The organism is Caulobacter sp. 1776 (genome assembly GCF_040545685.1).
GTDB lineage: Bacteria > Pseudomonadota > Alphaproteobacteria > Caulobacterales > Caulobacteraceae > Caulobacter.
In genome coordinates, this window is record NZ_JBEPMI010000004.1 from 364431 (window position 1) to 387757 (window position 23327).

The 23327-nt window shown below is 67.9% G+C and carries 21 protein-coding genes; 12 read left to right on the forward strand and 9 right to left on the reverse strand.

The genetic code is table 11. The features are described 5' to 3' along the window. Window positions 1–3: 3 nt before the first annotated feature. Window positions 4–639, reverse strand: a complete 636-nt coding sequence (locus tag ABIC66_RS13130; protein WP_354070726.1) for a TetR/AcrR family transcriptional regulator — start codon at window positions 637–639, stop codon at window positions 4–6. A 218-nt stretch (window positions 640–857) separates the two neighbouring features. Between ABIC66_RS13130 and ABIC66_RS13135 the strand changes: the two genes are divergently transcribed. Genes ABIC66_RS13135 through ABIC66_RS13145 form a run of 3 tightly spaced genes read left to right on the forward strand, consistent with a single transcriptional unit; the run spans window position 858 to window position 4020 of the window. After that, window positions 858–2294: a glycosyltransferase gene (locus ABIC66_RS13135; protein WP_354070727.1), complete on the forward strand. Its 1437-nt coding sequence runs from the start codon at window positions 858–860 to the stop codon at window positions 2292–2294. Between the two features lie 17 nt (window positions 2295–2311). Beyond that, window positions 2312–3232 (forward strand): RsmD family RNA methyltransferase, encoded by a 921-nt coding sequence (locus tag ABIC66_RS13140; RefSeq protein WP_354070728.1) that lies wholly within the window; start codon window positions 2312–2314, stop codon window positions 3230–3232. Continuing rightward, window positions 3229–4020 (forward strand): TrmH family RNA methyltransferase, encoded by a 792-nt coding sequence (locus ABIC66_RS13145; RefSeq protein ID WP_354070729.1) that lies wholly within the window; start codon window positions 3229–3231, stop codon window positions 4018–4020. Before ABIC66_RS13140 ends, ABIC66_RS13145 begins: the two co-directional genes overlap by 4 nt. A gap of 64 nt (window positions 4021–4084) precedes the next feature. On the opposite strand, the gene hrpB is transcribed toward ABIC66_RS13145, so the two are convergent. Then, window positions 4085–6541, reverse strand: coding sequence for an ATP-dependent helicase HrpB (gene hrpB / locus ABIC66_RS13150; protein WP_354070730.1), 2457 nt, complete (start codon window positions 6539–6541; stop codon window positions 4085–4087). 181 nt (window positions 6542–6722) lie between these two features. On the opposite strand from hrpB, the gene ABIC66_RS13155 reads away from it, so the two are divergent. The 5 genes from ABIC66_RS13155 (at window position 6723) to ABIC66_RS13175 (ending at window position 12346) form a co-directional block, all read left to right on the forward strand. Beyond that, window positions 6723–8285, forward strand: a complete 1563-nt coding sequence (locus tag ABIC66_RS13155) for an amino acid permease (protein ID WP_354070731.1) — start codon at window positions 6723–6725, stop codon at window positions 8283–8285. A 74-nt stretch (window positions 8286–8359) separates the two neighbouring features. After that, window positions 8360–9091: an MBL fold metallo-hydrolase gene (locus tag ABIC66_RS13160; RefSeq protein ID WP_354070732.1), complete on the forward strand. Its 732-nt coding sequence runs from the start codon at window positions 8360–8362 to the stop codon at window positions 9089–9091. A gap of 174 nt (window positions 9092–9265) precedes the next feature. Continuing rightward, a complete protein-coding gene (locus tag ABIC66_RS13165) occupies window positions 9266–10045 on the forward strand; it encodes a response regulator (RefSeq protein WP_354070733.1) in 780 nt (259 codons plus the stop codon). Then, complete coding sequence (locus ABIC66_RS13170; RefSeq protein ID WP_354070734.1) at window positions 10042–11469, forward strand: ATP-binding protein; 1428 nt, start codon at window positions 10042–10044, stop codon at window positions 11467–11469. Before ABIC66_RS13165 ends, ABIC66_RS13170 begins: the two co-directional genes overlap by 4 nt. Window positions 11470–11575: 106 nt before the next feature. Then, on the forward strand, window positions 11576–12346 hold the full coding sequence (locus ABIC66_RS13175) for an EF-hand domain-containing protein (RefSeq protein WP_354070735.1): 771 nt from the start codon (window positions 11576–11578) through the stop codon (window positions 12344–12346). 2 nt (window positions 12347–12348) lie between these two features. Here the strand turns inward: ABIC66_RS13175 and ABIC66_RS13180 are convergent, their stop codons facing one another. Then, window positions 12349–13017, reverse strand: a complete 669-nt coding sequence (locus ABIC66_RS13180) for a DUF1345 domain-containing protein (protein WP_354070736.1) — start codon at window positions 13015–13017, stop codon at window positions 12349–12351. Window positions 13018–13135: 118 nt separating this feature from the next. Between ABIC66_RS13180 and ABIC66_RS13185 the strand changes: the two genes are divergently transcribed. Continuing rightward, window positions 13136–13267, forward strand: coding sequence for a hypothetical protein (locus ABIC66_RS13185; RefSeq protein WP_156396246.1), 132 nt, complete (start codon window positions 13136–13138; stop codon window positions 13265–13267). Between the two features lie 43 nt (window positions 13268–13310). Continuing rightward, complete coding sequence (locus tag ABIC66_RS13190) at window positions 13311–13517, forward strand: con-10 family general stress protein (RefSeq protein ID WP_354070737.1); 207 nt, start codon at window positions 13311–13313, stop codon at window positions 13515–13517. An 88-nt stretch (window positions 13518–13605) separates the two neighbouring features. Here the strand turns inward: ABIC66_RS13190 and egtB are convergent, their stop codons facing one another. Together egtB and ABIC66_RS13200 are read right to left on the reverse strand one after the other, a co-directional pair. Beyond that, entirely contained in the window at window positions 13606–15765 is a 2160-nt protein-coding gene (gene egtB, locus ABIC66_RS13195) for an ergothioneine biosynthesis protein EgtB (RefSeq protein WP_354070738.1), read from the reverse strand. A 316-nt stretch (window positions 15766–16081) separates the two neighbouring features. Further along, window positions 16082–16714, reverse strand: coding sequence for a TetR/AcrR family transcriptional regulator (locus ABIC66_RS13200; RefSeq protein ID WP_354070739.1), 633 nt, complete (start codon window positions 16712–16714; stop codon window positions 16082–16084). A 218-nt stretch (window positions 16715–16932) separates the two neighbouring features. Here ABIC66_RS13200 and ABIC66_RS13205 point away from each other — a divergent pair, with 218 nt between their 5' ends. Both ABIC66_RS13205 and ABIC66_RS13210 read left to right on the forward strand, forming a co-directional pair. Further along, window positions 16933–17853: a haloalkane dehalogenase gene (locus ABIC66_RS13205; protein WP_354070740.1), complete on the forward strand. Its 921-nt coding sequence runs from the start codon at window positions 16933–16935 to the stop codon at window positions 17851–17853. Then, window positions 17850–18329, forward strand: coding sequence for a DUF1330 domain-containing protein (locus ABIC66_RS13210; protein WP_354070741.1), 480 nt, complete (start codon window positions 17850–17852; stop codon window positions 18327–18329). Before ABIC66_RS13205 ends, ABIC66_RS13210 begins: the two co-directional genes overlap by 4 nt. A gap of 104 nt (window positions 18330–18433) precedes the next feature. Here the strand turns inward: ABIC66_RS13210 and ABIC66_RS13215 are convergent, their stop codons facing one another. From ABIC66_RS13215 to ABIC66_RS13230, 4 genes are all read right to left on the reverse strand, one after another. Continuing rightward, complete coding sequence (locus tag ABIC66_RS13215; RefSeq protein ID WP_354070742.1) at window positions 18434–20086, reverse strand: sulfatase-like hydrolase/transferase; 1653 nt, start codon at window positions 20084–20086, stop codon at window positions 18434–18436. 207 nt (window positions 20087–20293) lie between these two features. Further along, entirely contained in the window at window positions 20294–21643 is a 1350-nt protein-coding gene (locus ABIC66_RS13220) for a zinc-binding metallopeptidase family protein (RefSeq protein ID WP_354070743.1), read from the reverse strand. After that, the gene (locus ABIC66_RS13225; protein WP_354070744.1) at window positions 21643–22266 is read right to left on the reverse strand and encodes a cysteine hydrolase family protein; all 624 of its coding nucleotides are present in this window, start codon (window positions 22264–22266) and stop codon (window positions 21643–21645) included. The genes ABIC66_RS13220 and ABIC66_RS13225 overlap by 1 nt, the downstream gene beginning before the upstream one ends. Next, window positions 22263–23327, reverse strand: coding sequence for an LLM class flavin-dependent oxidoreductase (locus ABIC66_RS13230; protein ID WP_354070745.1), 1065 nt, complete (start codon window positions 23325–23327; stop codon window positions 22263–22265). The genes ABIC66_RS13225 and ABIC66_RS13230 overlap by 4 nt, the downstream gene beginning before the upstream one ends.

Here is a 23327-nt window from a genome sequence, read left to right on the forward strand (position 1 = left end):
AAATCAGTCCGTGACCAGGCCGTGGAGCAAGCCGTCCAGCATCACCTTCATCAGATGGTCGGGGTCCGACCAGTTGCGCGAGGGCTTGGTGATCAGTAGCGAGACCAGGCCGTGGCAGCCGCTCCACAACACCTCGGCGGCCTCGACGGCCGAGCCCGAGCGCAGGCGGCCCTGGGCGGCGATCTCATGCACCGGTTCGCTGAACTTCTCGAAGCAACGGTCGCCCAGCGCCATCGTGTCGGCGATCTTGTCCTGCGAGATGTGATCGCCGGTGGTGCAGAACACCAACTGGTAGGTGTTGGGGTTGTCGAGGGCGAACTGCATGTACGCCTCCAACATCAGCCGCACGCGTGAAACTGGATCGATCGGCCGACCGGCGATCTCGATGTTCAGAGTCAGCAAACGCTCGATGGCGTCGTTGCTGATCTCCATCAGGATCTGGTCCTTGTCGCGGAAGTGCATGTAGAGCGCGGTCGAAGACACGCCCACCGCGTCGGCGATCTTGCGGATCGTCGCGCCGGAATAACCTTCGGCGATGAAGATCTTCTCGGCCGCCGCCAGGATCTCGCCCCGACGCAAGTGCCCGTCACCCTTGGGCTTTCGCGCGGACTTGTGAGGCTTCTTCAGAACGACCGTCACGGACTTGGCTTCCCCTGCATTTCCCCGGCAGACACTAAACGGGAATCACCCAGCCGTCGCAAGAACGTGCGTCGCAGGAGAATTCGAGTGCGCGCGCGGCGCCGAGCGATCTCGCGCGCGCGAGAATTGTGCGTAGAACGCACATTTTTCCGTTTGACACTTCATGGTTGCGATTCCGTTATCTGCGTCCGTTGGGGCGACGGCGTTCAGGGGCTTCCATGGCGCGCGAGGAAAGACGGTTGGATCCGGCGTTCGCGCCGGCTGGCGGACCTGTGTCCGTCGAGCAAGACATCCCGGCGGCGATCACGCTTGGCGTGGAAGACGGGACGCGAGACGGGGCGCATCAGACTCTCTCGCGCGCCCAGGCTGCGTTCGTCGCCGTAGCCGGCCTACTGGCCGGACTCGGCGTGGTGCTGGACCCGTCCAGCGCGATGACGCTGGTCCATCACCTGTTCTTCGCCGTCTTCCTGCTAGGCGGCTTCACCCGGCTGGCGGCGGCCTGCACGCCGCTCCCGAGCAGAAGCCCACCAAGCCTGATCGACGAGGACCTACCAGCTTACACGATCATCGCCCCGCTCTATCGCGAGGCCGAGGTCGTCGCTGAACTGGTCGAGAACTTGGTGGCCTTGGATTATCCGCGCGACCGGCTCCAGGTCCTGATCGTACTGGAGGCCGACGACGAGATCACCAAGGCGGCGGTGCGGGCCATCGCCCTGCCTGCCTTCGTCCAGGTGTTGGTCGCGCCGCCGGGAACGCCCAAGACCAAGCCCCGCGCCTGCAACCATGCCTTGGAGCGCGCGCGCGGCGAACTGGTGGTGATCTACGACGCCGAGGACATGCCCGACCCCGGACAGCTGCGCGAGGCGGCGGCCCGCTTCGCGGTCTCGGACCCACGCCTGGCCTGTTTGCAGGCGCCGCTGCGGATCGAGGATCCGGGGTTTTCGCTGTTCCTTCCTTCGCAATTCCGCCTGGAATACGCGGCGCACTTCGAGGTGCTGTTGCCGGCGCTGGCCCGCTGGGGCTTGGCCTTTCCGCTGGGCGGCACCAGCAACCACTTCAAGGTCGCCGCCCTGCGCGAGATCGGCGCGTGGGATCCCTACAACGTCACCGAGGACGCCGATGTCGGCTTCCGGCTGGTCGCCGCCGGCCATCGCCTGGGCGTGATCGACCGTCCGACCTGGGAGACCGCGCCCACCGCCTGGGGTCAATGGCTCCCGCAGCGGGCCCGCTGGATCAAGGGCCACATGCAGACCCTGGCCGTCCATGCCCGCGGCCGCGTCCCGCGCCAGCCGCGCAACGCTCTGTCCCTGGTCTTGACCCTTGCCCAGTCGGTGGCCTCGTCGCACCTGCACGGTCCGGTGATGCTGGTCGCCATCGTCGCGGCGACGCTCGACTACATGCCCGACGGCGCCTTCGCTATTCCGCCCCTGGACCTTCTGCTCTACGCCCTCGGCTGGGGTTCGGCGGCGATCGCCGGAGCGCGCGGCGTGATGCGGGCCGGCGGACAGCCGAAGTTCCTGCACCTGTTCGGCATGGCGTTCTATTGGCTGCTGCAGAGTGTGGCGGCGGTGAAGGCCTTGCACCAATTCGTCACCGCTCCGCACCACTGGGACAAGACCCGGCATGCGCCCCGCTCTGGACGCCCCGGGCCGTAAGGCGGTATGGGCGGGCGATGGCCCCGAAGATCGCCCCCACCCCCCTCGTCATGCGCACCACTGGCTGGGCGGACTACGCCCTGCTGGATAGCGGAAACGGCAAGAAGCTGGAGCGCTACGGCCGTTATACCGTCGTGCGCCCCGAGCCGCAGTGCTTCTGGACGCCGCGCCTGCCGGCCAAGGCTTGGGACGAGGCCGACGCCGTCTTCGATCCCACCGACGAGGACGAAGCCGGCCGCTGGCGCTTCAAGGGCAAGCCGATCGAGAAATTCGACCTGGCCTGGGGTCAGGCCAGGTTCCACGGTCAGTTCACGCCGTTCCGGCACTTGGCGTTCTTCCCGGAGCAAGCGGCCAACTGGGCCTGGCAGGACGAGCGGGTACGCGCCTTCTCGAAAGGTTCCGGGCCGCAACCCAAGATCCTGAACCTGTTCGGCTATACTGGCGTGGCTTCGCTGGTCTGCGCCGCCGCCGGCGCGGCCGTGACCCACGTGGACGCCTCCAAGAAGTCGGTCGGCTTCGCTCGCGAGAACGCGGCCTTCGCCGGTCTCGCCGACAAGCCGATCCGCTGGATTGTCGAGGACGCCCGCAAGTTCGTGGCCCGCGAGGTTCGGCGCGGCAACCGCTATGACGGCATCATCCTGGACCCACCCAAGTTCGGCCGCGGCGCCGACGGCGAGGTCTGGCGTCTATTCGAGGATCTGGCGGCCCTGACCAAGGACTGCGCCGAGTTGCTCTCGGAGGACGCCTCGTTCCTGCTGATGAACGCTTATGCCGCCCGGGTCTCGGGCGCGGCGATGTCGGGCCTGCTGGCCCAGGAGCTGCAAGGTCGGGGGGGCGTCATCGACTGGGGCGAGCTGTCCTTGGTCGAGGAAAAGGGCGACCGTCAGATCGGCCTGTCATTCTTCGCCCGCTGGTCGTCTGAAGGGCAGGGTCAATGAACACCAAGACCGTCACTTCCCTGACCAACAACACCGTCAAGGCCGTCCGCGCCCTGCACATGCGCAAGGAGCGCGAGGAGAGCGGCCTGTTTCTGGCTGAGGGCTTGAAAATCGTCATCGAGGCGATCGACTGCGGCCACGCGCCCAAGATCGTCATGTATGGCCCAGACGCCGCCGACCATCCGATGTTGAAGAAGGCTGTCGCCGCGTGCCTGAAGGACGGCGGCGAAGTCATTGAGGTCAATCGGGAAATCCTCGAGAAGGTCTCGCGCCGCGACAACCCCCAGGCGGTGGTGGCGGTGTTCAAGCAGCTCTACACGCCGCTGTTGGCCATCGTGCCAGCGAGCGCGCCGTGCTGGGTGGCGATGCAGGCCGTCCGCGACCCCGGCAATCTCGGCACCGTGATCCGCACCGCCGACGCGGCCGGCTGCGGCGGAGTGATCCTGGTCGGCGACTGTGTCGATCCCTATTCGGTCGAGGGCGTGCGCGCGACCATGGGCTCGATCTTCGCCGTGAAGATCGCCAAGGCCACGGTGGCCGAGTTTCTGGCCTGGCGCGAAACCTGGCCCGGCAGCGTGGTCGGCACCCTGCTGACCGCCACGGTTGACCACAAGTCCGCCGACTATGTGAAGCCGTCGCTGATCCTGATGGGCAACGAGCAGCAGGGTCTGCCCCCGGAGCTGGCGGCGGCTTGCGACGTCAACGTCAAGATCCCGATGCGGGGACGCGCCGACAGCCTGAACCTGTCGGTGGCCACGGGGATCATGATCTATACGGTGACCGGGTAGAGGTCGGCTCTATTTCGTACCCGGCTTCTTTGGCTCGGCGACGCCGGCTTCCTTGGCCAGAGCCTCACGTCCCTCTGGGCTTGGCCCGCGTGGTCGGCGCCGTATTTGCCGGATCGTCCGGCCAGACGTGGCGAGGATAGCGGCCCTTCATCTCGACCTTCACCTCGCGCCACGAGCCCTTCCAGAAGCCGGGCAGGTCGCGAGTGATCTGGATTGGCTTGTGGCCCGGCGACAGCAGCGACAGCACCAGCGGGACCTTGCCGCCCGCGATGCTGGGGTGTTCGGTCAGGCCAAACAGCTCCTGCACGCGGATATCGATGCGCGGGCCGGCCTCGGCGGCGTAGTCGATGGCCACGGTGGTGCCGGTCGGCGCTTTGAAACGAGCTGGCAGCATCTGCTCGACCTTCTGCTGCAGGTCCCAGGGAACCAGCGCGCGGATCGCGCCGTCCAGGCTGTTCTCGTCGAGGCTGGCCAACGAGGCGCGCCCCGGCAGAAGCGGCGCCAGCCACTCGTCGAGACGCGCGATCAGGGCGGCGTCGGAGAGGTCAGGCCAGGCCTCGCCGTCCAGGGACCGCAGGAAGGCGACGCGACTGCGAAAACCCTCGATGCCCTGCCCCAGCCTGAGGCCCGACAGGCCGTCGGCGCGGACCTGGTCCATCAGCGCGCCGGCGATCATCGCTGGGTCGGGGTTCTCGATCAGCCGCTCGGCCAGGACCAGCTTGCCCAGGCGCAGCAGGCGCTTGGCGCGAACCTTGCCGCCGGCGGTCTCCAGGCGGTCTTCGGCCACTAGGCGATCGGCGAAGGTCTCGCGCAGGTCGGCCTCGTCGACGGCCGCGGCCAGGAGGATGCGGTCGCGACTGTCGCCGCCCCCCAACTCGCCGACAGCCAGCCAGGCCTCGCGGGCCAGGGGATCGGTCGGCTCTAGATAGACGCCGCGCCCGCCGGCCAGCTGAAACTCGCCCGGCTTGCCCCGCGCCTTGGCCACCCGTTCGGGATAGGCCTCGGCCAGCATCAGGCCGATCTCGAGCGCCTTGGCGCCGCCAGTCTTCGCGCTTGGGGGGCGGCCCGCCGCGCGGCTCCAGCGCTCGACCAGGGCCATGGCGTCCCGGGCGCGAGGCGACCGATCGCGATGCAGGTTTTCCAGTCGCCGACGCAGATCGATGTCCTTGCCGCCCAGACCCTGTTCGGTGAGGACGGCGGCGATCTCGGCGGCCTCGCGGGCCTGACCCGAGGCGGCGGCGCGCACGACCATGTGCGCCAGACGCGGCGGTAGCGGCATCTCGGCCAGGGCCTTGCCGTGGGCGGTGAGATCCCCCTGCCCGTCCAGCGCCTGGATACGGGTCAGCAAGGTTCGCGCCTCGGCGAAGGCGGCGGAAGGCGGCGGGTCCAGGAAGGTCAGGCCCGAGGGATCGCGCGAGCCCCAGCGAGCCAGGTCCAGGGCCAGGCGCGACAGGTCGGCCTCCAGGATCTCGGGCCGAGCGAAGGCCGGCAACGACCGGGTCTCGGGCTCGTCCCACAAGCGATAGCATACGCCAGGCTCGGTACGGCCGGCGCGGCCCCGGCGCTGGTCGGCGGCGGCGCGGCTGACCCGGACAGTGTCGAGACGCGTGATGCCCGAGGCCGGGTCATAACGCGGTATACGGGCCAGGCCGGCGTCGATCACCACCCGGACGCCCTCGATGGTCAGGCTAGTCTCGGCGATCGAGGTGGCCAGCACCACCTTGCGACGGCCGGCGGGGGCCGGACCGATGGCGCGATCCTGCACCGCCGGATCCAGCGCGCCATACAGCGGCGCGACGTCGACGTTTGGCCGGCGCAGACGCTCGTTCAGCCAGCTCTCGGCGCGGCGGATCTCGCCCTGGCCCGGCAGGAAGACCAACACGCTGCCGGCCTCCTCCGCCAGGGCGCGCTCGACGGCGCGCCCGACGCGCTCTTCCAACCGCTGGCGTTCGTCGCGGCCCAGATAGCAGGTGTCGACTGGGAACATCCGCCCCTGGCTCTCGACGATCGGCGCGTCGTCCAGCAGCGACGATATCCGGGCCCCGTCCAAGGTCGCCGACATCACCAACAGGCGCAGGTCATCGCGCAGCACGCTCTGGACGTCCCGGGCGAAGGCCAGGCCCAGGTCGGCGTCCAGGCTGCGCTCGTGAAACTCGTCGAACAGTACGGCGGCGACGCCATCCAGGCCGGGATCGTCGAGAATCATCCGGGTGAAGACGCCCTCGGTGACGACCTCGATCCGGGTTTTGGCCGAGACCTTGGACTGCAGGCGAACACGGAAGCCGACGGTCTCGCCGACCGCCTCGCCCAGATTGGCGGCCATCCGGGACGCGGCGGCGCGCGCGGCCAGGCGGCGGGGCTCCAGCACGATCAGTTTGCGGCCCTGGACCCATGGCTCTTCCAACAGCGCCAGGGGAACGGCGGTCGTCTTGCCCGCGCCGGGCGGCGCGACGAGAACGGCGGTCTCCCGCGTGCTCAGGGCGCCTTTCAGCGCCGGAAGGGCCTCGAAAATGGGCAACATCGCGCCCGCTTTAGCGGTCGGAAGGATGCGCGCCAAGCAGGGCTGGACGAGTCACGGCTGCGGATAGCATTTACGCCCCTTCGCGGCCTGGCCTTGACCCCATGCTCATAAACGGGTCACGGTCCGCAAAATTTATCCAAGGACGACCCCCGGGGGGAGTCGTGCGTATTCAGGAGGAAATATGTGGCGCGTTAAATCGCTCGATGCGATCCTAGCGACCGCCGAGAAGAAATCGCTGCATCGCTCGCTTGGGCCTGTGCAGCTGACCTTGCTCGGCATCGGCGGCATCATCGGCACCGGTATCTTCGTGCTGACCGCCGAAGCGGCCCAAAAGGCCGGCCCAGGCATGATGATCTCGTTCATCATCGCTGGCGCCGTCTGCGCCGTCGCCGCCCTCTGCTACGCCGAACTGGCCTCGATGGTTCCCGTCGCGGGCTCCGCCTACACGTACTCCTATGCCGTCCTGGGCGAGTTCTTCGCCTGGCTGGTCGGTTGGGCCCTCATCCTCGAATACGCGGTGGCGGCTTCCGCCGTGGCCGTGGGGTGGTCCGGATACGTGGTCGGGTTGATCGAGCACCTGGCGCACATCGACATTCCCGACATGCTGACGGCCGGTCCCTATGCCGGAGGCCTCATCAACCTGCCGGCCGTGCTGATCTCGCTGCTGGTCACCTGGCTGCTGGTGCTGGGCACCAAGGAGAGCGCCACGGTCAACGGCTTCCTGGTCGCCATCAAGATCAGCGCCCTGGCCGCCTTCGTCTTCCTGGCCGTGCCGGTCATGAAGATGGAGAACTTCCACCCCTTCGCGCCGTTGGCCACCGCCGGCGTCATCGGGGCGGGCGCCTCGATCTTCTTCGCCTATGTCGGCTTCGACGCCGTGTCGACCGCCGCCGAGGAGACGCGAAACCCGCAGGTCAACGTGCCGATCGGCCTGATCGGCTCGCTGGTCATCTGCACAATCTTCTATCTGCTGGTCGCCGGCGGCGCGATCGGCGCCTACGGCGCTCAACCGGTCTTCGGCCTGAATCACGAAGTCCTGTCACCCGGCTCGATCGAGCTGGCCGCCCGATGCAAGGAAATCTCGGCCGCCGGCGCCATGCCGCTGGTCTGCTCCAAGGAAGCCTTGGCCCACGTCCTGCGTGAGATCGGCCATCCGGCCGTCGGCAACCTGCTTGGCCTCGCTGCCGGCCTGGCCCTGCCCTCGGTCATCCTGATGATGATCTACGGCCAGACCCGCATCTTCTTCGTGATGTCGCGCGACGGCCTGCTGCCCAGCGTGCTGAGCAAGGTGCACCCGAAGTTCAAGACGCCGCACATCGTGACGATGGTCACTGGCGGCCTGGTCCTGGTGGCCGCGGCCTTCTTCCCGGTCGGTCAGCTGGCCGACATCTCCAACTCCGGCACCCTGTTCGCCTTCCTGATGGTGGCGGTCGCGGTGATGATGCTGCGGATCAAGGATCCGGACCGTCGCCGTCCGTTCAGGACGCCGCTGGTCTGGATCATCGCCCCGCTGGCCATCGTCGGCTGCCTGGTGCTGTTCTTCTACCTGCCGATGAAGGCCAAGCTGCTGCTGCCGATCTGGGCCGGCATCGGTCTGGTGTTCTATTTCGCCTACGGCTTCCGCAAGAGCCACGTCGGCCGCGGCGTGATCGAAGTCGCCGAACTCGACGCGAACGCTCCGGGCACCGCCATTCCGCCGATGCCGGGCGCGCCGGCCCCGGGTTCGAAGGAAGAGCGTTCTTGATCTCCAGCCGATAGGCTTTAGGTCAAAGAGGGCGGGCGCTTCGGCTCCCGCCCTTTCCTTTTGGAGCGTCTCCGATGTCCCAGGCCCCAGGCGCCTCGACCATGCCGATCGGCGCCGTGATCGCCCCGGTCACCCCTCTGCAGCAGAACTGCACGATCGTCTGGTGCGCCAAGACCCTGAAGGCGGCCGTCATCGATCCGGGCGGCGAGGTCGATCGTCTGCTCAAGGCGATCGCCGACAAGGGCCTTATCCTGGAGAAGATTTGGATCACCCACGGTCACATGGACCACGCCGGCGGCGCGGCCGAACTGAAGGCCCGCACCGGCGTCCCGATCGAAGGTCCGCACGAAGACGACCAGTTCTGGATCGACCGCATCCAGCAGACCGGCGAGATGTACGGTGTGCCCGAGGCGCGGATCTTCGTTACCGACCGCTGGCTGAAGGACGGCGACACCGTCACCCTGGGCGAGACCGCGTTCGAGGTCTTCCACTGCCCGGGCCACACGCCGGGCCACGTCGTGTTCTTTCACCGCGAGGCGCGCTTCGCCCAGGTCGGGGACGTGCTGTTCCAGGGCTCGATCGGCCGGACCGACTTCCCGCTGGGCAACCACCAAGATCTGCTAGACTCGATCACCCAGAAGCTCTGGCCCTTGGGCGGCGACGTGCGGTTCGTGCCCGGGCACGGGCCGATGTCGACCTTCGCGGCCGAGCGGCGGAATAATCCGTTCGTCGGCGACCGGGTGATCGCGGCGATGCAGGCCCAGGGCGACGCTTACCAGGTTCCCAAGAACCATTCGCCCGGTTGAAATCGTCGGGGCCTAGCCCGCCAAGGGGGGAAAGAAGCAGGCCAGGCCCCGTACGCCGCCGGCTGGCAAATGGGGGAACGCCAACCGTCGTGCGACAGCAGATCGCATGACTGGGTTGCGCCGCTGTTTCAGGCGTGAAATCTGAACGTGACGGGGGCGTGACAGGAAAATCGTATGGAAAACGTCCAGAACACCGCCCCAGGGACCATTGGCCAAGGCGACCTCGACGCTCCTCGCGGCGCGGCGCCTCGCATCCTGATCGTCGATGATGATCCGGGCATCCGCGATGTCGTCTCGGATTTCCTGACCCGCCATGGCTACGCCGTCGAAAGCGCCCAGGACGCCCGCACGATGGAGCAGGTCCTGGCGCGCGGACCGATCGACCTGATCGTTCTGGACGTCATGCTGCCCGGCGAGGACGGCCTGGCGATCTGCCGCCGGCTGTCGGCCGCTAGCGACGGCCCGGCGATCATCATGCTGTCGGCCATGGGCGAAGAGACCGATCGCATCGTCGGCCTGGAGCTGGGCGCCGACGACTATTTACCCAAGCCCTGCAATCCCCGCGAGCTCCTGGCCCGGGTCCGCGCCGTACTGCGCCGCCGCCAGGAGCCCCGCGCCGTCGACGACGCCATGGGCGCGGCCTGCGAGTTCGCCGGCTGGCGCCTCGACCTGGTCCGCCGCGAACTGCGTTCGCCGCAGTCGGTGATAGTGAACCTCTCGAGCGGCGAGTTCTCACTGCTGCGCGCCTTCGTCGAGCGGCCGCAGCGGGTGCTGACTCGCGATCAGCTGCTGGACCTGGCCCGGGGCCGCGACAGCGACGCCTACGACCGCGCCATCGACGTCCAGATCAGCCGCCTGCGTCGCAAGCTGGACGACGGCGGCGGCAGCGAACTGATCCGCACGATCCGCAGCGAAGGCTACATGTTCACCGCCAAGGTCGTCCGCACCCCATGAGCATCTTCCGGCGCGGCGCGCCGCTGTTCGTTCAGGCGCTCGGCCTGGTCATCATCACCCTGGTGGCCGCTCAGCTGATCTCGATCGCGGTCATCTTCAACCTTCCCCCGCCCCCACCGGAGTTCTACCGGTCCACCGAGATCGCGCGCGCCCTGAAGTCGGGCCAGTCGGTCCAGCCGCGCGACGGCCGCCTGCTGGTGGTCAAGCAGGGCGGCTCGGTCCGCGCGATCGGCCCCGACAGCCCACGCCGGGTGGAGTTCAAGACCAATATCAGCCGCGCGATCGACGTGCCGGTCAACCGCATCGAGCTGCAGATCGACAACGGTCCGCGCTTCTTCGTGCGCCGCACGCCTGTCACCCCACCCAAGACCCGCGACGACGGCCCGCGCGCCAATGGCGGAGGTCCTCGCGAGCCTTTCGCCCGCGAGCCGGGCGCCGGCGGCCCGGGCGCTCCCGGCGCTCCCCGCCCTCAGGGCAAGGACGAGCCGCTGATCTTCGGTGACTTCAAGCTGGGCGTGCGCCAGAGCGATGGCCACTGGCTGGTCGTCGAGCCGAAGCCCACCTTCCGCTTCGACAGCTGGCAGCAACGCATCCTGCTGATCCTCCTGTTATCGGTGGCCGCTGTGACGCCGTTGGCGTGGCTATTCGCCCGCCGGCTGGCTCAGCCGATCACCGCCTTCGCCGACGCCGCCGAGCGCCTGGGGAAGGATCCTCGCACCCCACCGCTCAGCATCTCGGGCTCGGGCGAAGTGGTCGCCGCCGCGACGGCCTTCAACATGATGCAGGAACGCCTGCGCCGCTATGTCGAGGACCGCACGGCCATGGTCGGCGCGATCGCCCACGACCTGCGCACGCCATTGACCCGTTTGAAGTTCCGCATCGAGGCCGCGCCGGACGACATCCGGCCCAAGCTGGCCGCCGATATCGATCAGATGGAGGCGATGATCGCCGCCACCCTGGGCTTCGTGCGCGACACCCAGCGCCCAGCCGAGCGCACCAAGCTGGAGCTGTCCTCCCTGCTGGAAAGCGTGATGGACGAAGCGGCCGAGACCGGCGGCGAGGCCACGGTCGAGCGGTCCGAGAAGGTGGTGATCGAGGGCGATCCGGTGGCATTGAAGCGCCTTGTCTCCAACCTCGTCGACAACGCTCTGAAGTACGGCGCCGCAGCGCGCGGCCGCGTCTACGCAGAGGAGGGCATGGCCATCATCGAGGTAGACGATGACGGCCCCGGCGTCCCGCCGGGCGAACTGGAGCGGGTGTTCGAACCCTTCTATCGCGGCGAACCGTCGCGCAATCGTGAGACCGGAGGCATCGGCCTGGGCCTGGCGGTCGTCCGCTCCCTGGCCCGCGCCCACGGCGGCGACGTCGCTCTGCATAATCGCGCCGAGGGCGGTCTGCGCGCCTGCGTGCGCTTGCCCGCCTAGTCGCGAACGGCCGCTTCGACGCCCTTTACGGCCAAACGGGGGCGAACCTGACATCGCGGAGCAATCCGGCTGAGCTTCAAAGCTTGGCTGATTGGAGATCTCCTGGATGATGTTTCGCTCGCTCGGCCTGACCGCCGTTCTCGCCGCCACGCTCACCGCCTGCGCCAGTGCGCCGCCTGAAGGCCACGATGATCTCCGTGGGCCGCGCGGCGAAGGTGGGTCGGCCCGGAAAGATGGGGGGGCGGTGGGAGGCCCCCAGCTGTTCATCAGCCCGGCCGGCGAGCCGTTTCGCGCTCCGGGTGGCGCGCCCTACCCCGTCGCAGCCTGGTTCGACGGCGCCGACATCGATCACGACGGCCTCCTGACCCGCGACGAGTTCGTCGCCGACTCGCTGCGCTTCTTCACCGTGGTCGACGCCGACCACAACGGCGTTGTCGACGGCTTCGAGGTCTCGGCCTACGAGACCCGCATCGCGCCCGAGATCATCGGCGGGGCGGCCCCGGGATCGATGCGGCGCGGGCCTCGCGGCCTGGGCCAGGAGGGCGGCGATGACGACACTCCGCGCCAGCGTTCGCAGGGAACCAACGTCCTGCAGGGCGCGGCCCTGTTCGGCCTGATCGCCGAGCCGGAGCCGGTCATGGCTTCCGACGGCAATTTCGATCGCAGGATCACCAAGGATGAGGCGATCAAGGCCGCCAAGACCCGCTTCGCCCTACTCGACACCAACAAGGATGGGGTTCTCAAGCTGGACGAGCTGCCCAAGACGCCGATGCAGACCGGCTTGCGCTCCGGCAAGGGCCGCGGCGGCGAAGGCGGCGGCATGGGCCGTCGTGGTGGTCGCGGTCCCGGGGGCGGCGGCATGGGCCGGCCCGGCTGACGTCAGTCGCCGATCAGGCTGGCGATGATGTTGATGCCCAGCGCCAGGATGGCGGTGTTGTAGAAGTAGGCGACGGCCGCGTGGGCGGTGACCAGCTTGCGCAGCTTGGCGGTCAGGATGCTGTTGTCCGAGACCTGGAAAGTCGCCCCCACGCTGAATGCCAGATAGGCGAAGTCCATGTAGCTGGAGGGTGGCTCGCCCGGAAACTGGATGCCGGGCTTGCCCTTGCCGTCGCCGAAATGGCGATGGGCGTAGTGAAGGACGAATACCGACTGCAGCACCAGCCACGACAGCACCAGGGTCGCGGCGGCGCAGGTGGCGATGAACGTCCGCGCGGCGCCCGGCGCGCTCCTGGCGGCGATCATGGCGTCGACCACCGCCCCGAGGCTGGCGACGATGGCGGCCAGCACGATCAACAGCAGCACCGGAACGCCCTCGTCCTCTCGGGCGGCGCGCGAGCGCACCTCGGCCTCGTCGGCCTTCAAGAACAACGACCATGTGGTCAGCAGATAGACGATCGCGCCGCAATCCCAGCCCAGCAACAGGTGCGCTCCGCGCGGCGCGCCGAAATATTTCGCGGCCGTCCAGGCCGCGATTCCCGTCGCCAAACCGGCCGCCAAACGCCAATGGAACGCGGCGCGATCCACCATCTGCTTGGTCTTGCGGGGCATTCTCGGACGACTCCTCTGGGGCCGGCTTGTCCCGGTGCGGTGTAATTAGTGTCATCGCACGGTGAACCGAAAGCGACTTCACTGGTTACTTCACCGGAACGCGCAGGAAACGACGCCAGTGACCGACCCAGACGCCCCGCCTCCGCCCGAGCCTAAACCGCCCGAGTACGAGCCCGGCGTCATTCCCGTCGAGGAGCCCCCCACCTCGCCGCCGGTCGATCCAGGGGACGACCGTCCCTATGGCGCCTGATCTCGCCCGTACCGCCTGTGACCTGTCCGACTAGGAGCCCCACATGGACACCGATAGCGAACGTCCCCGCGGCCGTCGCGGTTTCGCCGCCATGGACCCGGAACGCCGACGCGAGATCGCCAGGAAGGGCGGAGCTAGCGTGCCCAGCGAAAAGCGCAGCTTCGCCAAGGATCGCGATCTCGCGGCGAACGCCGGACGCAAGGGCGGTTCGTCCTCGCGCGGCGGTCGCCCCGGAGAACGCGTGCTCTAGAAAAGAGCAATGCTCCCGACCCGAGACGCGCCGGTCCCTAACCTTCGGAACCGGCGCGTTTTCGCGTCTGTAGGTTCGCTGGTCGACCTCAGGCCGTCAGAGCGTAGACCGCGAATGTCGGATCCTCGCTGATCCAGCGCTGGGCCACGGCCCAGCCAGCGCGACGGGCGATCGCCTCGAAGGCCTCGGCCGGGTACTTGTACGAGTTCTCGGTATGAATGGTCTCGCCGGCGGCGAACCGAAAGCCGTAGTCGCCAACCATGACGATCTGGTCGCGCGTGCTTTCCAGATGCATCTCGATCCGGCTCTCGTCCGCGTTCCACACCGCCCTATGAGCGAACGCCGCCGGATCGAACGTCCCGCCCAATTCGCGGTTGATGTGGACGAGGACGTTGCGATTGAAGGCCGCCGTCACGCCCTGGGCGTCGTCATAGGCCGGGATCAGCACCGCCGGGTCCTTGGCGACGTCGGCCCCAACGATGAACAGCGATCCCTCGCCCAGCAGTTCGCGCGCCTGGCGCAGCAGCGTCTCGGCCTCGTCCGGCGCGAAATTGCCGATCGTCGAGCCCGGAAAAAAGCCGACGGGCGTATGGCCCTGGGCGCCATCCGGCAGGTGGATGGCCTTGGTGAAGTCTCCGACCAGCGGCGCGACGGTCAGGACCGGATAGGCCTCCCGAAGACTGGCGGCGGCCTCGTCCAGGGCGCTGGGGCTGATGTCGATCGGGGTGTAGACGGCGATCTGCGGCGCGGCGTCCAGCACGATGCGGGTCTTGGTGCTAGCCCCGCTGCCGAACTCGACCAAGGCCGCGCCGGCCGGGATGCGCGCGGCGATCTCGGGCGCGATCCGGCGCAGCAGCGCCGTCTCGGTCCGGGTCAAGTAGTATTCCGGCAACTCGCAGATCGCCTCGAACAGGCGCGAGCCCTCGGCGTCATAAAAGTACTTGGCCGACAGGGTCTTGGGCGAGGCCGACAAACCCTCGATCACCTCGTTCAGGAAGCCGTTCTCGGGCGTCACCTCGGCCAGGCGATCGTCGTCGGCCAAGCGCACGCCGCCGAACATCCAGCGGCTGCCGGGATGGAAGAAGTTGCGGTAGGTCGCCCGCGTGTGTTCGGGCGGCGTGGCCTCGCAGCCCCCGCGCAGGGTCATCTGGCTGACCATGAACTTGCCGTTGTACTCACCCAGCGCGCCAGGTCCGGGCTTGAAGCCGGGATAGGGGCTATAGGCGCTGGCCGTCCACTGCCAGGCCGAACCGTAAAGCTGGCGCAGGGTCGAAACACCGCTCGCGGTGGCGGCGGCCTCCCACTCGGCCTCGGTCGGCAGGCGACGGCCCGCCCAGGCGGCATAGGCCGCGGCCTCGTAATAGCTAACGTGGACGACCGGGGCGTTGGGATCGACCGGATGGCGGCCACGCAGCGTCATGGTGGTCCAGACGCCGTCCTCGCGCCGCCAATAGGCCGGGGCCTCCCATCCCTCTTCCTTGACCTTGGCCCAGCCCTCGGAGAGCCAGAGGTCGGGCTTGGCGTAGCCGCCGGCCTCGATGAAGGCGAGCCACTCGCCGTTGGTCGTCAGGCGGTCGGCCAGGCGGAACGGGGCGACATAGGTCTTGTGCCGCGGCCGCTCGTTATCGAACGCGAAGCCCGCCTCGCACGCCCCGATCTCGACCAGGCCGCCCGCGAAGCGATGGAAGCGTTGCGGACCCGGATCCGACCGCGGCGTGACCACGCCCGCCTGATAGGCAGGGCTCAGCGGCGACTGGGCGAACAGGTGCAGGATGTCCATCAGGATGAGCTCCTGATGCTGCTCCTCATGGGCCAAACCCAGTTCGAGCCGCTCGCGAATCTCTGGCGTCAGCGGGCCGGCCAGCAGACGCGTCATGGCCGCGTCAACATGCCCGCGATAGGCGCCGACGGCCTGGACCGAGGGCCGGGTCAGCAGCCCGCGCTGTGGCCGGGGTTGCCGGGGACCGACCGCCTCATAGTACGAATTGAACAGATAGCCGAAGCTTTGGTCATAGACCGCGTAGCCGGGCAGGAACGGCGTCAGCAGAAAAGTCTCGAAAAACCAGGTCGTATGGGCCCGGTGCCATTTGGTCGGACTGGCGTCCGGCATCGACTGGGCGGCCTGGTCCTCGGGCGACAGCGGAGCGGCCAGGACCTCGGTGCGCCGGCGCACCCGGCGGTAGCGATCGACGAGCGCGTCGACCGAGGCATCCACGAGTTCCATCGCGGGCAGATCGTCCGGGGTCATGGGCGTCTCCTGGTCGAGCGGGGCCATGGTGATGCCCGAGCGACGACAACGTTCCCGGAACTTCGGTGTTCCACCCTCTCCTGACAAGGCGCGACCACCCGCTCTGCTGACAAGATATGTCAGGAGGCCACCCACAAGCCTGAAACAGACGAAACCCAAAATGGGCGGTCGCGTCGGCCGGGCGCCTGGCGGGAGACCATTCACGGAGGCGTCTACCAAATGGAGGACGCCGGCTGCCCCTTACCGTCGGCGAGCCTGCCGGTCGGGGAAAATGAGCAGCTCCGACCGGCGACCTTCCGGAAATTTGCCCGAAACCTCAGCCCTCTGGCGGCGCGTCCAGAAGCCCGCCGATCATGGCCTGCAACACCTCCGTCGCGCGTCTGGGCGTGAGCTCCTGGTCGCGCCGCAGGCGGTTCCAGGCGTCGAAGCTCAGCAGCATATCGATGGCCTCGAACCGCACGCGGTCCCTGGCGAGCTCAGGCGGCAGCTGCCCCCGCAGGATCTCGCGCGAAATCTGCACCATCCTGGCGTTGTCCAGCGCCAGGGCCGGCGACTGGTGACGATGGGCCTCGGACGCACGCTTGAATGGCCCGATCCGCTCGTAGGCCCAGCTGCGCCGCTCGACCAGCTCCAGCACGCGCTCGCGCCAGGTCACGCTCTTGAACGGCGTCCGAACCAGGGCCATCAGCTCGGTCTCGATCACCGCCGACATCTCGCGATACAGGCTCTCGAGATCCTTGAAGTGGCGAAAGACGGTGCGCAGGCCGACATCGGCGCGGGCCGCCACCAGCTCGGCCGAGGGCGAGAGATCGCCTTCTCGGACCAGCTCCAGCATGGCCCTGATGATGCGGGCGCGGCTGTCCTGCGAGCGGCGGCGGCGACCGTCGGCGGCCGGCGCCTCGGGCTCGACGATCGCGGCCTGCGGACGTTGACGCACGGCGGAACTCACGGCCCGACTTCTCCCTGCTGCTCTGCCTGATTAGACCGCCAGAGAACCGACGACCACCTCAAAACGCCAGAACGCTCAGGCCCACCTGCAGACTGTCAGGGAGGTCGCCGAGCGGACCTTCGGCTAGGACCTGATGTCACTCCAGAGCTTGACCCTGAAAGCACATAATGGCACTCATAATGCCAATATAAATCCGACCAACGGATGGGGAGGTCGCCGTGGACGTGTTGCGCACGCCGGACGAACGGTTCGAGGGCCTGGCCGACTGGCCCTACGCGCCGCGCTACACGCCGGTGTTCGGCGCCGACGGAACGGCGATGCGGATCCACCATGTCGACGAAGGTCCCAAGGACCGGCGGCCCATCCTGCTGATGCATGGCGAACCGTCGTGGGCTTATCTCTATCGCCACGTGATCGCCGACCTTGTGAAGCGCGGCCACCGGGTGATCGCGCCCGATCTCGTCGGCTTCGGGCGCTCGGACAAACCTGCCCTGCGCACCGACTACACCTACGAAGGCCACGTGACCTGGATGAAAGACTGGCTGGTCCGCAACGAACTGACCGACATCGTCCTGTTCTGCCAAGACTGGGGCGGGCTGATCGGCCTGCGCCTGGTCGCCGCCTTCCCGGAGCGGTTCGCGGCCGTGGTCGTCTCCAACACCGGCTTGCCGGTCGGCGCGGGCAAGTCCGAGGGTTTCGAAGCCTGGCTGAACTTCAGCCAGAACGCGCCTGAACTGCCGATCGGCTTCATCCTGAACGGCGGCGCCGCGCGCGACCTTTCCGACGCCGAGCGGGCCGCCTATGACGCCCCCTTCCCCGACGAACGCTTCAAGGAAGGCGCCCGGCGGTTCCCGGTCCTGGTGCCAATCACGCCGGAGCACGCCTCGGTCGCCGAGAACAAGGCCGCCTGGCAGGTGCTGGAGCGGTTCAACAAGCCCTTCATCACCGCCTTCAGCGACGCCGACCCGATCACCCGGGGCGGTGAGGCAGTGTTCCAGGCTCGCGTGCCGGGGGCAAGAAACGTCGCCCATACAACGCTCAAGGGTTCGCACTTCATCCAGGAGGACAGTCCGGGCGAGATCGCCGCCCTGCTGGACGGCCTCGTCGCGTCCTTACCCCAGCGGGAGCTTGCCGAATGAAGGTCGTCAACACCGTCTTCCCGACATCTGAACAGTTCCAGGACTTCTTCGGCGCGCCCGACGACGGCCCGTTCGTGATGGTCAACCTGCTGAAGTTCAAGGCCAAGGCCGAGTATGCCGACGGTTCGGACGCCGATCTCCCGGGCCGCGAGGCCTACATCCGCTACGGCGCGGTCGTCAGCGGACTGATCGAGGCGCTGGGCGGCCGGATACGCTACAGCGGCGCGGTCACCGGCCTTCTGCTCGGCGAGGTCGAGGAGTTGTGGGACGCCGTGGCGCTGGCCGAATATCCGTCGCTGGCCGCCTTCCAGGCGATGGCGATCTCGCCCGAGATGCACGCCATCGAGCACCACCGCAAGGCGGGCTTAGCCGGCCAGCTGAACATCCGCACGCGCCCCGCGGCGGGCTTTGAGCCGCTCGGCGCGCGCGACGAGATGCGCATGTGGCGGCCGGAGCAGGCCGACGCGGTGAACTAACCGTCCTCCGAGCATCGTCCGACCTCGCCGCCTTCCCCAAAAACAGGCGAGGCCGGATTTCGCTGCGTCGCCGACAAAAAGGGCGTAGCGCGCGGGAAGCGACGTCAGTTGTCCCAATAGATGTACTCGTCGCTGGGCTTAGCGCGCTGACCGCCCGGATGGTCGATATAGATCGCGCCCGACAGCAGCGACGGCCACGCCGGCTTGGCCATCTGGCCGTCTAACTGGGCCAGAGTCGCCTGCAGCTCGCGAACCTTGTCTGGACGGGCCTTGGCCAGGTCCTGGCGCTCGGTCGGATCGGTCGACAGGTCGAACAGCCAGACCCGGTTTGGCTCCTGCGCGACCTGCAGCTTCCAGCCACTCGCCAGCACCATTTTGTAACGGCCCGAGCGCCAGTACATCGCCTTGTGCGGATCGCCGCCCCCCCTGCCCTTCACGAACGGAACAAGGTCGACGCCGTCGATCACACGGTCCTTCGGCGGACTGGCTCCGGCCGCGCCGACGGCGGTGGCGAAGATGTCCACGTGGCCCACCGGGCTGCGATAGACTGCCCCAGCCGGCAGTTGCGAGGGCCAGCGCAGCAGGAAGGGCACGTGCACGCCTCCCTCGAAGAAGGTCGCCTTCCAGCCGCGATAGGGCCGATTGATGTCGGGAAGACCGATATAGTTGGCCCCGCCGTTGTCGGTGGTGAAGATCACCAGGGTATTGTCGTCCAGACCCTTGTCCTTCAACGCCTGCAGCACTCGCCCGATGTTGCGGTCGAGGTTGCGGACCATCGCCCCGTAAACCCGCAGGCGATGGTCCTTGATCTGCGACAGCGCATCGTAGTCGGCCTTGGGCGCCTGCAGCGGCGTATGGACGGCGTTGTAGGCGAGATAGAGGAAGAACGGCCGGTTCCGGTTGGCGTCGATCGACTTGAGCGCCTCGTCGGTCAGGTAATCGGTCATGTAGGCGTTGGGCGCGAACGGCTTGCTCCCGTTGAACTGCACCGAATAGGGCAGCGCGCCCCACAGGAACTTGTCGATCGGGTCGAAGTCCTGGCGCGACACCTCGATCGACGGATCGCCGACGGGCGCGAACAGAGACGCGCCGGCCATGAAACCGAGGCTCTCGTCGAAGCCCTGGTCCTCGGGCCGCGAGCCCTTGACGCCGCCCAGGTGCCATTTGCCTAGATGCACCGTGTGATATCCGCGCGTCTTCAGCGCTTCGGCGATGGTGATCTCGGTGGAAGGCACGGCCTCGGTGTTGTCGTCCCCGGGCGCGTTCTTCACTTCGGACGCGTTGAAGCGCGACGGGTGCAGCGGATCGCCGCCGTGGCCGCCGACCACCCGCGAGAAGGCCACCGGCGTCGGGGTGAACTCGAAGCCGAACCGGGTGGCGTAGCGGCCGGTCATGATCGCCGCCCGCGACGGCGCGCAGGTGGCGTTGCCGCTGTAGCCGTTGGCGAAGGTCACGCCCCCATGGGCGATGGAGTCGATGGCGGGCGTTGGAACCGCCCCGTTGGCCACGCCGCCGCCGTTCAGGGTGATGTCATTGAAGCCGAGGTCGTCGGCCAGGATGAACACCACGTTCGGCGGTCGCCGCCCCGAGGGTGGCGACGCTGGCCCCGAAGCCCAGATCACTGGATGGTTGGCTTCGATCTTCGGCTGCTGGGCCCGCGCGATGAGGATGATCAGGTCGAACCGGAGACGCCAGGCCGCCGCACCGGCCACGACCAGCACGATGACGATCGCCAGAAGCGCCTTCCAGGCCTTCATTCGCCCCTCCCTTGTCGTTGGCTTGAGCATATATTGACATTAATCGTGCCGCTAGATGTCATCCAGCCGCCGTCACGGAGGCACGCCCTCGCCGCTCGCCTGCGAGACGCGCCCAGCCGCGGGGGCCGGCGACGAAACGGTCCATGGGAGTCGGGACGCCTCTGGATCTTGGAAGACGACGTTCGCGCGGCGATGAGCCGCGCGGGTCTACGCCCTAAACGGATTGTCCGGATAGACCGAGGAACCTCGCGGGCCTTCGCCGCCCTCCGCGCGTCCACAAATCTCCAATGCCGTCAGGGCGTAGATCAGGGCGCTGTCGGCTAGGTCCTTCGGCGTCGGCCGCCAACGCTTCGGTCCCGTGGTGATCGCCGGTACGCGGTGCATGTTGAAGACATTGTGGTCGCGCCACATGCTGGAATAGACCGAATTGGCGCGGGCCGCCGGATGCCCAAAGCCCAACTGGGTGGCCGCGTCCACCGCCCCAATCAGCGGCGCGACCGCGCTCGCGTCGGCCTCGAAGCCGTGGCGCACGACCATCGGCTCGATCTCCACCCGACCGACACCCGCCGCCCGGACCATGGCCTCCAGGGCGTGCTGGACGTCGGCGGCCTTCTGGTTCGGGTTGAGGCCGACCTCAAGATACAGGCTGACCACCTCGGTCCCATCGCCGAATTGGAACGGCACGCCGCCCCGGATCGCGCACAGCTGAACCTTGGGTTCGGCGATTCCGCCAGCGCTCTCGTAACGGCTGATCGCCTCCCAGTCGCGGGTCCAGGCGTGAATCGCGTCCGTCAGCTTGCCGACGCGGTAGATCGGATTGGGGTGGTCCGCCGCTGCTTCCGGAGCGCGCAATAGCGGCGTGAAGGTCCCCTCGCCCCACAGGCGCAACCGGAACACCGCATAGCCGCAGCCGACCGAGGTCCAGCCGAAATCGCAGCCCTCCGCGGCGATGGCGTAGTCCGGCGCGACGCCGCCGTGGTGAAATAGGTAGTGGGCGCCGATATCCTTGCCCAGATGAGCGACGCCGCGATGCTCCTCGATCGGTTCTGGCCCGATTTCTCCCGGACACGCGGTCAAGTACATCTTGCCAGCCAGGCCATAGCCGGCGGTCTTCAACGCCTTGGCGGCGATCAGGAAGCAGCTCATCGGCCCGCGATCATTGGCGATCGGATAGCCACGCAGCACCCCGTCCTCGAGCCAGCAGCGCTCCCACTCCGGATCGGCCAGAGTCGCGGGACTGTACTTGTGGATGTCCAGGTCCGGATCGCGGGTCGGGCTCTCGGTGTCGAGGTGAGCCGTGAACAGCAGGTTCTTCCCCACGCCGAGCCCGCCATAGGTCCCGACGACGTTGAACCGCTCCGGCGTCGCTCCCACCCTGCGCGGCGAGAAGCCCTCGCGCGCCATCCAGTCGTGGACAAAGTCGCCGGCCGCCTTCTCCTCGCCCGATCGGCTGGGAATATTGCCCAGGGTCAGGGCCAGCTCGACCAGCTCACCCGTGTCGATGGCGGCGGCGATCGCGTCACGATCGGCCGCGCTTACCGAAACAGGCGTCGCCATCAAATGCTCCAGGCGGCGGCGGTGCTGGCCGAGTCGGTCAGGATCGCGGTGTTGAGGTCCAGCATCTTCAGCGCCCCCGCATGCAGGTCGGGCTCGTAGGCCGCGCAGGCGTCGGCGACCACGAAGACGTGGTAATCGAGGTTGAAGGCGTCCTTGGCGGTGTCGGCGACACAGCACTCGGTGGTCAGGCCCGCCAACACCACGGTGTCGACCTCCATCGCCTTCAACCACGCATCGACGTCGGTGTCCCAAAAAGGGCTATAGCGGGTCTTACGGAAGATCGGTTCGCCCGGCTGAGGCTGAGGGCCGACGAAGGCGCTGCCCGGCGAGCCCGCACGGCAGAGCGCCGGGGCGGCCTCGGGGTCGGCGCCGCGCCGGCGCATGCGTTCGTCCCAGGCGTCGGAGTCGGTCTCCGGCGTCGTGAAAAGACCCACGAACGCCACCGGGACGCCCGCCGCCCGTGCTGCGTTCGCCAGACGCCCGGCCGCCGTCAGGGCCGCCGGCACGGTCGAGAGGTCTAGCCCCCACTGGCCGCTCACGCCCTCTGGCGAGGCGAAATCGACCTGCATGTCGACAAGCAGCAATGCCGTCCGGTCGGGCGCGATCCAATCTTCCAGCTTCACGAGAACACCGACCGCAGGCCTGGCAGGATTTCCGAGCCGAACATGGCCAAGCCTTCCTCGTAGTCGGGAAAGATCAACATCAGCCCATCCAATTCACAGTCGGTCATGAAGGCCTCGACCTGTTCGCGGCAGGTGGCGGGCGAGCCGACCATGGTCTGGGTCATGAACGCGCCCTGCTTGGCGGCCGCCGCCTGCAGTCGCTCGGCGGGCACGCCCCAGCTAGCCAGCATCGCCAGGATCGCGCCAATGTCCGCGCCCTCGGCATAGCGCTGGACCAGGGCCTCAGCGCCGGCGTCGCTTTCTGCGTGGATGATCGTGCACATGGCGTAGGTGCGGACCGTCTTGCCCAGGCTCTGGGCTAGCTGCTTGGCGCGACGCGAGGCCTCGCGGTGCTCCTCGCGCGAGCGGCCGCCGATGAAGCAGGCGTCGGCCTCGCGCACAGAAAACTGGAAACCGCGATCGGACATTCCCGCGCAGATCAGTTCCGGGCGCGGCGCGGACAAGGGCTTGGGCTTGGACTGGCAGTCCTTCATCGTGAAGTACTTGCCGGCGAAGTCGACGCTGTCCTCGGTCCACAGGCGCTTGACGATGGTCGTCCACTCCTCGGCTAGGCCATAGCGATCGTCGTGGTCTAGCGAATCGTCCCAGGCGCTCATCTGGTCGAACTCGGCCTTGTAGGCCCCGGCGACGATGTTCAAACCGGCCCGGCCGCCGCTGATGTGGTCTAGGGTGGCGATCATCTTGGCCGCCACGGCCGGATTTTGAAGCAGTGGGTGGACCGTGGCCCAGATGCGCACGTTCGTCGTCGCCTCGGCGATGGCGGCCATCAGGGTCACCGACTCGAGCGAGGTCCCCCAGTGATCGGTCGCGCCACCAAAGCCGCGGAACTTGCCCATCGACATCACGAAATCCATGCCGACCCGGTCGGCGGCCACGGCGGCGGCGCGGTTCTGAGCGTAGAGACCATCGAGGATCGGCGTGGTCTTTGAGACGATCCAGCCGCCGTTGGCCACGGGCAGGAAGACGCCGAAATCCTTGTGCTGCGAGGGTCGATCGAACAT